We start from the raw sequence: 14,008 nt of genomic DNA on the forward strand, positions 1-14,008 counted from the left end.
TCATCGAAGGCATGGACAAGAGCCTCGGCGATGTCCTCGCCAACGTAGAGCGACATGGGCTCACACGAAACACCCTCGTGATCTTTCTCTCCGACAACGGCGGACTGTCCGCGCATACCCGGGCGGAGCCGCTGCACTCGCACAACGCACCGCTCCGCAGCGGCAAGGGGTCCGCGTACGAGGGAGGCATTCGCGTGCCGATGCTCGTAAAGTGGCCCGCTCGCGTGGCCGCCGGTGTGGTTACGCATCTGCCCACCATTACCGATGACATCTTTCCCACGCTGCTTCAGGTAGCGGGTGTAGCCAACGCCAAAGCGCTCACGCGTGGGATGATCGGCCGTGACCTGCACCCCGCGCTCACCGGGCGGGCAGCGGACTCGCGCTCAGCGGACCGGAAGCTACTGTGGCACTATCCGCACTTCTGGGGAGTCAGCGGGCCAGGAATCGAACCGTTCAGCGCGCTGCGAACTGGCCGCTACAAGCTGATCTACTTCTATGGGCGGCGTCGGTTCGAGCTGTATGACCTGAGCACCGATATTGGAGAAGCGACGAATCTGGTGTCGACAAAGCCCGCGGTGGCCACGCGACTCGCCGCGCAGTTACGGAAGGCACTGGTCGATGCCGGCGCACAGATGCCCATCGACGCGAACACAGGAAAGGCGGTGACAATCCCCGCGTTTCGCTGATAGCACGGCGTTTCGGCCATGATTCGCTCACCTTGAAAGAGAAAGCCCATATGGATAGGTCGCTCAGGGTCACGTCGACAACCGTAAGACGGCCGCACCGCCGACGCCGGGTGTTCGTGCCCAGCGCAGCCGTGGCCTCCGCCCTACTGCTTTCCGCCTGCGCCATGGACGCCCGCGAAGAGCGCACATTGGGCGCCGAGGCCGCCGCGGAAATCGAGCGGCGCGTGGAGATCGTGCGCGACCCGGCCGGTGAGCAGGCCCTTGAAACGATTGGCATGGCGCTTGTCGAGGCAGGCGGTGGAGTCGCGTATCCGTACGCCTTCCGCATCGTGCGTGATTCCACCGTGAACGCGTTTGCCCTTCCCGGCGGCTTCGTGTACGTGCACACCGGACTGCTTCGCACCACGCGCGACGTAAGCGAGCTGGCAGGCGTGCTCGGTCACGAAGTGGCGCACGCTCGGCTGTCGCACGGCGCGAGGCAGGCGCGCAAGCAGGAGGGACTGTCTGCCGCCGTAGCGGTGGTGTGCGTCGTCACGGGGTTCTGCGATTCGGGGCTGTCGCAGATGGCCGTCAACCTCGGTGCTGGTGTGCTCACCGCGAGGTTTAGCCGTACCGATGAATTGCAAGCCGATTCGGCGGGGATTGAATACACCACGCGAGCGGGCATCGATCCGCGGGGCATGGTGCGCTTCTTTGAGCGGCTTCGCGAACAATCGGGCAGCGTACCGACGTACCTCGAATGGGTATCGACACACCCCATCGAGGATACTCGCATCGCGAGCGCCGAACGCCTTATCGGTGTACGTACGAACCGTGGCGCCCCGACCAAGCTCGAGGCGGCGTTCAACGTGCTGCATACACGGTACGGGGTGCGACGTTGAGCTCGTGACCCTGCCCGACGCGCCGCACGGCCGTGACCTCGGGCCGCGCTACCAGACACGCTACGCCTTCCAGCGCATGCTCGACTTCTTCGACCGGCATCTGGCGCCGGAGGAAATCCCCCCACCGCCTCCACCCTCGTTCATCATGGCCGCGGTGGTCGCGGCGGGCGCCGTTCAAGGCGTCGGTATCGACGGATTGCGAGGCCTCACGCGCGGCGAGGTGGAGGCGCAGGTTTCAGTCAGATGATGTCAGCGTGTAGCAGTCATGGCAATTCCGCCATGGCACGCAGCAGAGTGCTGGCGCTGGCGGTCAGGGGAGCGTGTTCAGAAGAGCGGTGCACGATCAGTGCCGCCAGTTGATGTTGTTCTGCCCATTGCAGGGCTTGTTCCGGTGACAGCACCAGCAGAATGGTCGCCATCGCGTCGGCCACCATGCATTGCGGATGGCAGACGGTGACTGCCAGCGTACCGTGGCTGACCGGCCAGCCGGTACGCGGATCGATCGTATGGCCGTACGTCTGACCATCAGCGCGGAATTGCTGGTAGTACTGTCCTGAAGTCGCCAGTGCCAGACCATGCAGCGCAAAGCGGTGCAGCGGCCAGCCGGCCTGTTCCGCCGGTTGTTCCAGATCCACCCACCACGGCTGGAAATCCGGTTTGATGCCGAGTCCGCGTAATTCACCGCCGACTTCCACCAGATAACTGTGTACGCCGTGCTGTTCCAGCATTTCCGCCAGTAAATCGACGGCATACCCTTTGGCCAAGGCCGACAAATCGAGCGCGACGCCACCCGGTTGTGTGATGGATTTCGTCACGCGGTCTGGCTGAAGCCCGCGAAAATCCTGGGCGTTCAGACAGGCCTGTACCGATGTCTGCACCGGCACCTCCGTACGGCGGCCTTGCGGCCCGAAACCCCATAGATCAATCAGCTTACCAGCGGCAGGATTCAGCGCGCCTTCACTGTGCTGCGCCAGATACAGCGCATAGTCGAGTACCTTGTAAAACCCATCGGGAATGGTCACACGAGTGCCGGCAGCGGCGCGGTTGAATTGCGACAGCACGGAATCCGGGTCCCAGTGGGACATTTGCGCATTCACGTCGCGCAGAATAGCCAACGCCGCCTGTTCCAGCACATCACGGTCCACAGCGGGTGGGATCAGCGCATTGATCTGCCAGTGGGTGCCCATGGTGCTGCCGCGCAAACGCACAAACTGCGCCCTGTCCGGCAAAGGGCGGGGCGCAGTCTGGTGTAAAGGCAGATACAGATGAACAGTCACGAATACAGGCGTGCGGGCAATGGTACGTTATTGCGGCAGGATTGCCGGCGTCACGGCATAGCTGGCGAGCCGAATTACTTGATCTGTACAGCCACCGTACCGATTTCGCGGCTGCCTTGTGCTTTCGCGGTGAATTCGCCCTTGCCACCCCAGGTAAACGGCACTCTCACCGCTTCACGGCCACCGGCTTCGCGCACCACTTCCACCATCAACTGATATTCACCGGCAGGCAACTGACCGAGCACGGAGTTACCGGTGCTGAAAGTCAGGCTGTGTTCACCGGCGGTGCGGGTTGCTGCGCTGAGGCCATCCACCGGCATGTTCAGTTCGCGGCCGGATTTACGCCACCACTGACGCAAATCTTTCAGCCATCTTGTGCCTTCGTTATTGCGTTTTTTCAGGTCCTGCCAGACCGTGAGATTGCCGACAAAGCTCTGGTCGCGTTTTTCAATCCAGACCGCGATGTAAGGTCTGTGGTATTCCGCCACATTCAGACGCGGCAGTTCCAATTTCACATTCAGATCTGCGGCAGGCACCAGTGCAGCCGGTGTACCCAGTAAAGTGCTGATGGCGACAGGTAAAACGTAACGCATAGCGCACTCTCTCCGGAAAGAAGAAATAGATTAGCAGCAAGCCGGTAATCGCAAATACCAGCATCGCGAAAGGCCGTGACGTACCGGTTGGATGAGTGACCTGTTCCGCGTGAGGACGGCCCCCACCCGAATCACCCTCGAGAAAAACCAGCGCGGTGGCGGGCGCGCGAAAGCCCGCTCACCGGTGCTCTGCCAGCCACTACGCCGCCGTCAGTTCCCCGCCGGCATCGTGATCCCCGCTGCGGCAAGCTTGTCGCTCATCGCCTTCATGCGCGGCGCGAACACCTTGGCTTCGGCCACCGCGGCATCGAGCGCTGCACGAGCCGCCGCACCCTGCTTCACCAGCGCATCGCTCGGCGTTTCCCACACCGACAGCATGTTGTTCTTCGCCGTGCCGATCCGCGTGAGCACGTTGGCGTCGGGGCTGGCACCGCCACCGCCGAACCCGCCACCGCCACCGAAGCCGCCGCCGAACGCAGGGAGCCCCACGCCGAACTTCGCCTTCAGTGCGTCGAATTCTTTCCGGAACTGCGCCCACTCGGCCTTCACGTCGGCGCCGAGCGTGGTCGAACTATCGACCTTCGCGGTGATCGCCACCACCTGCGCCTGCAATGCCGCCAACGGCTGCGCGGCCTTGCTCCCCTCCATCTGCGCGGTGTGCAGCTCCATCGCCTTGGCGTTGTACGCCACGCGCTGCTCGGCGGTGAGCGTCACCTGCGGATCGGCCACCAGCGTGAGCGGCTTGCGCGCCACTTCCTTGCCGTCCACCATCAGCGCCACCGTGTACGTACCGGGCAACGCGAGCGGGCCCTGATTGCCGCCACCGCCGAAGCGGAAGCCACCACCGCCACCCTGCCCGCCGGCCGGCGCGCACGGGTTGTCGGCCAGGTAGCCCACCTCGGGCAGCTGCACCGGATACCCCGGAATCGCGCGACGCGGCATTGGGAGCCCGCCGGGGCCACCAGCACCACCGCCCGCACCACCGCGACCGGCACCCGGCGCCGCCGTATTGAGCTCGGGCACCGGCGTCACGCGCTGATCCCAGCACACGGTCTGAATGCCGGCCACGTTCTTCGCCGCGGGCACGGCGAGTTCACGCACCAGCGCGCCGTTGCTGTCCATCACGCGCAGCATCGGGTTCTTCACCGGCGCCTTGAAATGCAGCTGCATCACCGCTTCGCTCGGCGGGTTCTCACCGGTGAAGAACTGATGCCCCCAGAATTCGTCGTTGCGATCGTCCTTGCTCTTCCACTGCAGCTGCGGGCCGGGGGTGAACAGCGCTGCCTCGGCCTTCTGCGCCGCCGCATACTCCTGGATGGGCTCGAGATGATCGAGAATCCACAGTGAACGCCCGTGCGTGGCCACGATGAGTGCGTTGTCGCGCGGATGAATGGTGAGCTCGTCCACGCGCACGGTGGGGAAGTTGGCCTTGAGCCGGCGCCACGACTTGCCCTTGTCGAGCGACAGGAAGATGCCGGTCTCCGTGCCCACGTACAGCACGTCGGCGTTCTTCGTGTCTTCGGTGAGCGTCTTAACCACCTCGCCCGCGAGCCCGCTGGTCATGGCGGTGAACGTCGCGCCATAGTCACGCGACACCCACACGTACGGCGCGTAGTCATTGAGACGATGGTTGTCGACCGTGACGTACACCGTGGCCGCATCGAAGCGGCTGGGCACCACTTCGCTCACGAACGCATGGCCCGCCGGGAAGCCGGGCAGGTTCTTCGTGATGTTCGTCCACGTCTTGCCGTCGTCCTTCGACACGCTCACCGTGCCGTCGTCGGTGCCGGTGTAGAACACGCCGGCCTGCTTGGGGCTTTCGGCGAGCGCCACGATGGCCGGCCACTGCGAAATGCCGTCGTGCTTGGCAATGGTGATGTCGCTCCCCTTGAGCCCCATCGTCACGATGGAATCGCGCGACGCGTTCTGCGTGAGATCAGGGGAGATGGCTTCCCACGAATCACCACGATCGCGCGAACGGAACACCTTGTTGGCCGCCGCCATCAACACGCCCGGGTCGTTGGGCGACAGCATGAGCGGCGTATCCCAGTGGAAGCGATACGCTTCACGCGGCGCCGCATTCGTCACGTTCTGCGCCGTGGGGCGGATCTGCCGCGACTCACCGGTCACCTTGTTGCGGCGCACGATGTTGCCGTCCTGTGACTCGGTGTACACGATGCGCGAGTCGCGCAGGTCGGGGATGGCCACGAAGCCGTCGCCGCCGAGGATCTGGAACCAGTCGTAGTTGAAGATGCCGCGGTTCTGACGCGACGCACTGGGGCCGCACCAGTCGTAGTTGTCCTGCATGCCGCCGCACACGTTGTACGGCCACTCCATGTCGTAGCTCACATGGTAGAAGAGGCCGACCGGCAGATTGGGCAGCCACTGCCACGTCCGGCTCAGGTCGTAGCTCACGCCGAGGCCACCGTCACCACCGATGAGCACGTGATCGGGGTTCCTGGGGTTGATCCAGATGGCGTGGATGTCGTCGTGAATCACGAGCGCAGCGTCGGTTTCCCAGCTCTTGCCGCCGTCCACCGTCATGTGCAGCCCCACGCCGCCCATGTACACGCGATCGGGATTCACCGGATCCACGCGCAGGTTGGAGAAGTACATGGGGCGCGGATTGGTGCTGCTCATCTTCGTCCACGTCACACCGCCATCCAGCGAGCGGTACACGCCCGTGGCGCCCTGCTGCGGCCCGCGCGGAGTGTTGCTCATCTCGTCGCTTTCGGCGGCGGCAGCAGCCGGTGCATTGGCCGCACCGGCGCGCGTAACCGTGGGCGCTTCAACAGTGGCATACACGATGTTGCTGCTCTGACGGAATACATCGACCGCGATACGGCCAAGGGCCCCGCCAGGGAAACCGGCGCCGGTGACCTTCGTCCACGTGTCGCCACCGTCAGTGCTCTTGAAGAGCGCGCTGCCGAGGCCGCCGCCGTTCATACAGCAGGTGGTGCGACGGCGCTGATACATGCTGGCAAACAGCACGTTCGGATCACTCGGCGACATCGCGAGGTCATTGGCGCCAGTGTCATCGTCGCCCGTGAGCACCTGCTTCCACGTCTTGCCGCCGTCGGTGGTTTTGTACACACCGCGATCACCGCCAGGGCCGAAGAGCGGACCGGTCGCGGCCACCAGCACCACGTCGTGGTTGGTGGGGTGGATGACCACGCGGTTGATGTGCTTGGAATTGGGGAGCCCCATCAGCGCATAGCGCTTGCCGCCGTCGGTGCTCTTGTAGATGCCCCCACCCCACGACGTGGACTGGCGGTTGTTGCTTTCACCGGCGCCCACCCACACCACATTCGGGTCGATCTGCGACACAGCCACGTCGCCGATGGCAATCAGCCCTTCGTGCTGGAACTGCGGTGTGAACGTGGTGCCGTTGTTGACGGTCTTCCACACGCCGCCGTGGGCGGTGCCCACATAGTAGATGCTGGGATTGGCCTCGTAGACCGCCACGTCGGCGACACGCCCCGACATGGTGGCCGGGCCGATGCTGCGGAAGTGGAGGCGATCGAACTCCGTGGCCACCGGGGGGGAGGCGGGAGACACGGGGGCCAATGAGGCTCGGGGCGCGCGCTGGGCGGAGAGAGCCGAGGAGAGCGCAAGCGAGAGGATCGCCGCGGGGGCAATCCGGAGGGCGGATCGGCGCATGAGGAGAGGGTAAGGGTCGCCAAACTTACGTCCCGGAAGCGCATGGTGCTGAACCCCCAGGTCACCGCATCCAGTGACACGTATACCCACCGGGGTTCTTCCGCAGGTAGTCCTGGTGGTACCCTTCCGCCGTCCACCACGTGGCTTCCGGTACGATGTCCGTGGTGATGGGGCGGCTCCACAGCCCACTCGCCTGCACCTCCAGCTTCACACGCTCGGCGATCGCCTTCTGCTCCGCTGTGGTGTAGAAGATCGCACTGCGATACTGCGTGCCGATATCGTGCCCCTGCCGGTTGAGCGTGGTGGGGTCGTGCATGCGAAAGAACCAGTCGCGCAACAGCACGTCGTAGCCCAGTACCGTGGGGTCGAACACCACGCGTACGCTCTCAGCGTGCCCACTCTTGCTGTCGTGTGTGTCGTGATAGGTAGGATGCTCCAGCCAGCCGCCGGTGTAGCCCACGTCGGTGTCGAGCACCCCGGGAATGGCGCGGATCAGCTCCTCCATGCCCCAGAAGCAGCCGCCGGCGAGGATTGCGACTTCGGTTACGCGCTCAGTCATGCGACCCACCGCCGGCAAAGAGCGGCAGGAACTCCGCGTACCCTTCCTGTTCGAGAGCGGCAACGGAGATGAACCGCAGCGAGGCCGAGTTGATGCAGTAGCGAAGGCCACCCGCGTCGCGCGGTCCGTCGGGGAACACGTGCCCGAGGTGCGAATCACCGTGCCTGCTGCGCACCTCCACGCGGCGCATGCCGTAGGTGCGGTCCTCCACTTCTGTCACGTTGGGCGCCACCGGCCGCGTGAAGCTCGGCCACCCCGTGCCACTGTCGAACTTGTGCACACTCGCAAAGAGCGGCTCGCCACTCACGATGTCCACGTAGAGCCCCGGGTCATGATTGTCCCAGTACGCGTTGCGGAACGGTGGTTCGGTCCCGCACTGCTGCGTCACGGCGTACTGCTCGGGGGTGAGCACGCTCTTGAGCTGCGACGGGTCCGGCTTGGCGTAGGTCTTGTCGGTCATGCTTGTAGTAGGCGTGTGTGTGGTAACGAGTTCCCGCCGTGCCTCAACGTCGCCGTCCCTCGCCGTGCTAGCGGCAATCGGGGTTCGCTCCCGGCTCGAGATAGCGCACGATCTCCATCACGTCGCGCTCCTTCGGCCCTTCCATCGTGTTGGGGCGCGCTCTGAAGCGTGCGAGCACCACCACCTGCTGGCCGCTGCCCGGGGGCAGCTTGGCTGCCGTGTACGCACGCTCCAGCGCCCGGTAGCCACCGGTCATCAGCACGGGGTACGTCTGCCCACTGCCGCATTCGCGGAAGGTGGGCGCGTCGGCCAGGTAGCTGAACGTGCCCGTGTACCCGGCCTGCCCACGTAGGGCGTCCATGCTGTCGGCACGCACCAGCGTGACCGGCGCATTCCCGGCGATCGGCTTGCCGCTCTGGTCGAGCAGCCGCAGGGTGTCCTCACCTCCCACACCGAACGGCATGGTGCGCGCGAGCCCATTGAGCGTGAGCGTACCGCCGCGCTGCTCCCAGCGCCCCATCGATACCTCGACGGCCGTGCTCTTCCCCTCGTACCGCTCGCTCAACCGGTATGTGGAGTCGGGGAAGAGCGCGACCGTGGTGCGAATGCCGGAACAATCCGCGCATGGCAGGGTCCCCGAATACGAGGCCGGGGCGAGCGCCGCCAGTGTGATCGTGGGCACCGCCGGCACCGTGACCACGCTGTCGGAGAGTACACCATCCGTGGCGCTCCCGCCGCGGTCGGCCGCGGCGCGGGTCTCGGAGCCGCATGCCGTGGAGAACACCGCCATGGCCACAACCACCAGCCGCGACCGCGACGACCGCGCCGACCGCGCCGACCACCTCGGCTTCACTAATCCGCTGTGCCGTCCCGCCCCACCGCGCATCTGCATTGTCGTCCCCGGATCCGGTACGTGACACCCCTCATCGGACACTGCGGCCGATGTGTTCTTGCCAACCGTGGTGGAGTCTAAGTTTCCCGGTGTGACTACCACAATGATGCCTCCCGAAGATCCCGGCCTCGCTTTCGACAACCGCTTCGTGACGGAGCTTCCCGGCGACCCGCAGTCGACCAATGTGCGGCGTCAGGTGCTGGGCGCCGCGTGGAGCGCGGTGCGCCCCACGCCGGTCTCGCGCCCGCAGCTACTGGCGCACGCCGCCGATGTGGCGGCCCTCGTGGGCTGTCGCGAGACGTTCGTCCAGTCGCCGGACTTCGCCGCCGTCTTCGCCGGCAACGCGCTGCTCCCCGGCATGCAGCCGTACGCCGCCTGCTACGGCGGCCATCAGTTCGGCAACTGGGCCGGACAACTCGGCGACGGCCGCGCCATCACCCTCGGCGAAGTGGTGAACGCGCAAGGCGAACGGTGGGAGCTCCAGCTCAAGGGCGCCGGCCCCACGCCGTACTCGCGCACCGCCGACGGACGCGCGGTCCTGCGCTCGAGTATCCGGGAGTTCCTCTGCAGTGAGGCCATGCACCACCTCGGCGTACCCACCACGCGCGCGCTGAGCGTCGTCACCACCGGCGACGACGTGGTGCGTGACATGTTCTACAACGGCAACGCGCAGCCAGAGCCGGGCGCCATCGTCTGCCGCGTGGCGCCGTCGTTCATCCGCTTCGGCAACTTCGAGATCTTCGCGGCGCGCAACGATACGGCCATGCTCGCGCAGCTCGTGGACTTCACCATTGCACGCGACTTTCCGCACCTTGCGCACCGTGCCGGCAATGCGGAGGAGCAGCGCGCCGCATGGTTCGTGGACGTGTGCGAGCGCACGGCGCATCTGGTGGTGCACTGGATGCGCGTGGGTTTTGTGCACGGCGTGATGAACACCGACAACATGTCGATCCTCGGGCTCACGATCGACTACGGGCCATACGGGTGGATCGACGACTTCGACCCACACTGGACCCCCAACACCACCGACGCGCAGATGCGCCGCTACCGTTTCGGGCAACAGCCGGCGATCGCGCAGTGGAACCTGCTGCGACTGGCCGAAGCGATCGCGCCGCTCTTTGCCGACACCGACGCGCTACAGCGAGGCATCGACCGCTTCTCCGAGACATACATCGCTCAATACGAGGCGATGAACGCCGCCAAGTTCGGCTTCGTAACACGCGGAGAGGATGAACAGCGGATCATCCGCGAAGCGTACAAGCTGATGTACGACGCCGAGATCGACTACACGCTGTTCTTCCGCGCCTTGGGTAATGTCGGCGACACGTTGCCATCCACGCCCGCAACCGTACTGCTTGGCGACGTGTTCTATGACGACGCGAAGCGCGATGCACAGGCTGACGCGCTGACGGAGTGGCTACAGGCCTGGCACGCCTGCGTGTCCAGGCACGACCGCGCGCATGGCCGCAACGTTGCGGTGCGGCGTGCGGCGATGCACGCCGTCAATCCGTGGTTCGTGCTGCGGAATTACGTGGCCCAGGAAGCCATCGACGCCGCGACAGCCGGCGACCCGTCGGTAGTGCACGCTCTGCTCGAGGTCCTGCGCGATCCCTACACGGAGCAGCCCTACCACGGCCGGTTCGCCCGGCGTCGCCCGGAGTGGGCGCGGCACAAGGCGGGGTGCTCGATGCTGTCGTGCAGTTCCTGAGGGCGCGCGCCGGCTACGGTCGGGCTTCGATCTGCGACTGGCGATCCACAATGACGGCGACGAACCGAACCGCGTCCGCCTGCGTGAAGACCGCGCCCTCTCGACCGTCGCCCACTTCGAACATCTTCATCCCGATCCCCTTGATGTCGAAGCGCAGCCGTCCATCGGCGTACTTCAGGTTCTCGATGAACGTGGCCGGCACGCTGATGGAGCTGTTGACCGTGAAGACGTGCACCGAGTCGCCGACCACCTCGAGCGCCATGGTGCGATCGAGGCTCACGAGCTGCAGGTCGTTGGGACCAAGCACGCGCGTTTCACGGATCTTGGCCGCCGCGGCTTCCGCCAGCTTGGTCTGTTCGTCCTTGCACCCCTGAAGCAGGAGGGCGGCACAGCACAGGAGAAGCGCAGTGGGACGGAACATGGCGGGAACTGGTGGGAAGACGGGAATTGTGGACATTATGACAATATGAGACGTCGAACGTTCCTGCTGGCAGGGCTGGGGGCAACCGGCGCCCTGGTTTTCGGCTGGTCCCTGGTGCCACCGCGGCAACGCCTCCGCACGGGCCACCTCCCGGAGCTGCCTTCGGGCACGGTACCGCTCAACGGGTGGCTGGCGATCGCTCCCGACAGCTCGGTCACCATCATTGCCCCCAAGGCCGAGATGGGACAGGGGATCCACACCGCCCTCGCCATGCTTGTGGCGGAGGAGCTGGATTGTGACTGGAGTCAGGTGCGGGTCACCCACAGCGGCGTGGACACGATCTACAACAACATCGCCGCGATCGTAGACGGTCTGCCGTTCCACGAAGACCTCAACGGGGAGCCGCTCGTGCGCGGGGTGCGTTGGCTCACCGCCAAGACCATGCGCGAAGTGGGGGTGATGATGACCGGCGGCTCGTCGAGCGTGCGCGACCTGTGGGAGGTGGCGCGTCAGGCAGGGGCCACCGCACGCGCGTCGCTCCTCGCAGCCGCGGCACAGCGCACCGGCGTGCCGGCCACCGCATGTCGCACCGAACGCGGTGTGGTGATCTGCGGTGACCGCACGCTCCCGTACGGCGAGCTGCTACAGGACGCCGCCGCACAGCGGGTAAACAGTGCCACACTCAAGCCGGCGCGGGCGTGGACCATCATTGGCCGTGATCGCGGTCGACTCGATGCCGACGCGAAGAGTACCGGTGCGCCGATCTTCGGCCTTGACGTGCGCGTGGACGGGATGCGCTATGCCGCCGTCAGCATGGCACCCACCATTGGCGGTACCGTTGCCGGGTTCGATCGTACCGCAGCCATGCAGCAGCCGGGCGTCCGCGCCGTCGTATCGCTGGACGGCTCCTTGTTCGGCGATGCACCAGGCGTGGCCATCATCGCCGACAGCTGGTGGCAGGCGAAGCAGGCCCTCCGCGCCCTCAATGTGCAGTGGAACACGGGCCCGCACGCGGCGCTCGATTCAGCGCAGATCATGCGCACGCTGCATGAGGCGGCGCAGCACGACGAGGGCCTGCCGCTACGTAGTGTTGGCGAGGCGAAGGAGGCGATCGCCAAGGGCCCGCGCGTGCTCGATGTCACGTACGAAGCGCCGTATCTTGCCCATGCCACCATGGAGCCGATGAACGCCGTGGTGCGGGTGAACGCCAATGGCGCCGAGCTGTGGACCGGCACGCAGGTGCCGGGCTTCGCGCGTTCGGCGGCGGCGAAGGTGCTTGGGCTCGACGACGATCAGATGACGCTGCACCAGACGGTGCTTGGTGGCGGCTTCGGCCGCCGTCTCGAAGTGGATTACGTGGCGCAGGCCGCGGCCATCGCCAAGGCCCTGCCGGGCACCGCCGTGCAAACGATCTGGTCGCGCGAAGACGACATGCGCCACGATTTCTATCGTCCGGCAGCCGTCACACGATGGCGTGCCGCGCTCGATGCGGAGGGGGCACTCACCGGCGTGGTATCTCACTCCGCCGCGCAGGCGCCGTTCAAGTCACTGAGCCGACGACTGGGGCTGAGCTTGACGTCGTACGGTCCCGACAAAACGATCGCCGAAGGCACCTTCGATCAGCCCTACGAGTTCCCGGCCATCCATGCATCGTCGACGGAGGTAACGCTGCCGGTGCCGGTGGGTTCGTGGCGCTCGGTCGGCTATTCGCATCAGGGGTTCTTCCTCGAGAGTTTCGTGGACGAGCTGGCGCACGAGGCGAAGCAGGATCCGCTACGCTACCGGCAAGCCCTGCTCAAGAAGCACCCGCGTGCGCGGGCGGCCCTCGACACCGTGGCGAAGGAGAGCGACTGGTATACGCCGCTGGGGCCGGCGTCCGACGGGCAGCCGCGCGCCCGCGGCGTAGCCCTCGTGCGCAGCTTCAGCACGGTGGTGGCCATGGTCGCCGAGGTCTCGGTGTCGCCCACCGGCGCGATCCGTGTGCACCGCGTGATCACCGCCGTCGACGTAGGCGTGGCAGTGAATCCCGCCGGCGTGAGGCAGCAAGTGGAAAGTGCCGTGGTGTACGGGCTCTCGGCGGCATTGCACGGGGCCGTCCTGATCGAGGCAGGGCGCGTCGTCCCCGGCAACTTCCACGAGTACCGGCCACTGCGAATGTCAGAATGCCCCGAGATCGTGACGCTCATCGTACCCAGCAGCGAAGTCCCCTCGGGTGTTGGTGAGCCGGCGTTGCCCGCCATCGCACCGGCGGTTGGCAATGCCCTCTTCGCGCTCACCGGCAACCGGCTGCGATCGTTGCCACTCCGCGCCGCAACCAGCGCAGCCCCCGGAGCCGGCGCATGACCACTCCCGTGAACGACCCGAGCCCGCCCCCTGCAATGGCACTCGATCTCAACGGCGTCACGATCGAGGTCAACGCCGTGGCCGATACGCCCCTGCTGTGGGTGCTACGCGAGCAGGCGGGCCTCGCCGGCACGCGTTTCGGCTGCGGCATGGCCCTCTGCGGGGCGTGCACCGTGCACGTGAACGGGGAACCGGTGCGATCCTGCGTGACCCCCGTGTCTACCGTGGTGGGGAAGCGCGTGGTGACGATCGAAGGGCTGGCCGGCCCCATGGCCGATGCACTCCGGACGGCGTGGGTGTCGAACGACGTCCCGCAGTGCGGGTACTGTCAGTCGGGGCAGATCATGTCGGCCGCTGCGCTGCTCGCGACCACACCAAAGCCCACCGACGCCGACATCGATCGCGCCATGGACGGCAACGTCTGTCGCTGCGGCACGTATCCGCGCATCCGTGCCGCCATCAAAGCGGCGGCGACGCTGCTGGAGACCGGGTCGGCCTAGCCACGTCCCGTGTCGTGCAATCCGTTGT

General features: G+C 65.9%; 14 protein-coding genes. 7 read left to right on the top strand and 7 right to left on the bottom strand.

All coding sequences use genetic code 11. The features are described from left to right. The 3 genes from ACIQ51_RS10655 to ACIQ51_RS10665 all read left to right on the top strand — a co-directional run. On the top strand, window positions 1–686 hold a 686-nt coding region (locus tag ACIQ51_RS10655), incomplete at its 5' end, for a sulfatase/phosphatase domain-containing protein (protein ID WP_396205021.1). Window positions 687–817: 131 nt separating this feature from the next. After that, a complete protein-coding gene (locus ACIQ51_RS10660) occupies window positions 818–1,567 on the top strand; it encodes a M48 family metallopeptidase (RefSeq protein ID WP_396205022.1) in 750 nt (249 codons plus the stop codon). Between the two features lie 4 nt (window positions 1,568–1,571). Beyond that, window positions 1,572–1,814 carry a hypothetical protein gene (locus ACIQ51_RS10665; RefSeq protein ID WP_396205023.1) on the top strand — a complete coding sequence of 81 codons (243 nt, stop codon included), beginning with the start codon at window positions 1,572–1,574 and terminating at the stop codon, window positions 1,812–1,814. Window positions 1,815–1,830: 16 nt separating this feature from the next. Here ACIQ51_RS10665 and ACIQ51_RS10670 read toward each other — a convergent pair whose 3' ends face one another. The 6 genes from ACIQ51_RS10670 to ACIQ51_RS10695 form a co-directional block, all read right to left on the bottom strand. Continuing rightward, on the bottom strand, window positions 1,831–2,844 hold the full coding sequence (locus tag ACIQ51_RS10670) for an FAD:protein FMN transferase (protein WP_396205024.1): 1,014 nt from the start codon (window positions 2,842–2,844) through the stop codon (window positions 1,831–1,833). Window positions 2,845–2,918: 74 nt separating this feature from the next. Beyond that, complete coding sequence (locus ACIQ51_RS10675) at window positions 2,919–3,437, bottom strand: DUF2271 domain-containing protein (RefSeq protein WP_396205025.1); 519 nt, start codon at window positions 3,435–3,437, stop codon at window positions 2,919–2,921. Window positions 3,438–3,647: 210 nt separating this feature from the next. Then, entirely contained in the window at window positions 3,648–7,097 is a 3,450-nt protein-coding gene (locus tag ACIQ51_RS10680) for a WD40/YVTN/BNR-like repeat-containing protein (protein ID WP_396205026.1), read from the bottom strand. Window positions 7,098–7,158: 61 nt separating this feature from the next. After that, window positions 7,159–7,656 (bottom strand): peptide-methionine (S)-S-oxide reductase MsrA, encoded by a 498-nt coding sequence (msrA, locus tag ACIQ51_RS10685; RefSeq protein ID WP_396205027.1) that lies wholly within the window; start codon window positions 7,654–7,656, stop codon window positions 7,159–7,161. Beyond that, window positions 7,649–8,116, bottom strand: a complete 468-nt coding sequence (gene msrB / locus ACIQ51_RS10690) for a peptide-methionine (R)-S-oxide reductase MsrB (protein WP_396205028.1) — start codon at window positions 8,114–8,116, stop codon at window positions 7,649–7,651. The genes msrA and msrB overlap by 8 nt, the downstream gene beginning before the upstream one ends. A 67-nt stretch (window positions 8,117–8,183) precedes the next feature. Then, entirely contained in the window at window positions 8,184–8,906 is a 723-nt protein-coding gene (locus ACIQ51_RS10695; RefSeq protein ID WP_396205029.1) for a copper resistance protein NlpE N-terminal domain-containing protein, read from the bottom strand. Here ACIQ51_RS10695 and ACIQ51_RS10700 point away from each other — a divergent pair. Both ACIQ51_RS10700 and ACIQ51_RS10705 read left to right on the top strand, forming a co-directional pair. Then, window positions 8,905–9,033: a hypothetical protein gene (locus tag ACIQ51_RS10700; RefSeq protein ID WP_396205030.1), complete on the top strand. Its 129-nt coding sequence runs from the start codon at window positions 8,905–8,907 to the stop codon at window positions 9,031–9,033. The genes ACIQ51_RS10695 and ACIQ51_RS10700 overlap by 2 nt on opposite strands. An 81-nt stretch (window positions 9,034–9,114) precedes the next feature. Continuing rightward, the gene (locus ACIQ51_RS10705) at window positions 9,115–10,716 is read left to right on the top strand and encodes a YdiU family protein (protein ID WP_396205049.1); all 1,602 of its coding nucleotides are present in this window, start codon (window positions 9,115–9,117) and stop codon (window positions 10,714–10,716) included. A gap of 13 nt (window positions 10,717–10,729) precedes the next feature. On the opposite strand, the gene ACIQ51_RS10710 is transcribed toward ACIQ51_RS10705, so the two are convergent. After that, window positions 10,730–11,137 (bottom strand): hypothetical protein, encoded by a 408-nt coding sequence (locus ACIQ51_RS10710; protein WP_396205031.1) that lies wholly within the window; start codon window positions 11,135–11,137, stop codon window positions 10,730–10,732. Between the two features lie 45 nt (window positions 11,138–11,182). On the opposite strand from ACIQ51_RS10710, the gene ACIQ51_RS10715 reads away from it, so the two are divergent. Together ACIQ51_RS10715 and ACIQ51_RS10720 are read left to right on the top strand one after the other, a co-directional pair. Continuing rightward, on the top strand, window positions 11,183–13,480 hold the full coding sequence (locus ACIQ51_RS10715) for a molybdopterin cofactor-binding domain-containing protein (RefSeq protein WP_396205032.1): 2,298 nt from the start codon (window positions 11,183–11,185) through the stop codon (window positions 13,478–13,480). Next, entirely contained in the window at window positions 13,477–13,980 is a 504-nt protein-coding gene (locus tag ACIQ51_RS10720) for a (2Fe-2S)-binding protein (RefSeq protein ID WP_396205033.1), read from the top strand. The genes ACIQ51_RS10715 and ACIQ51_RS10720 overlap by 4 nt, the downstream gene beginning before the upstream one ends. Window positions 13,981–14,008: the final 28 nt, after the last annotated feature.

This window comes from Gemmatimonas sp. (assembly GCF_044344655.1).
Lineage (GTDB): Bacteria > Gemmatimonadota > Gemmatimonadetes > Gemmatimonadales > Gemmatimonadaceae > Gemmatimonas.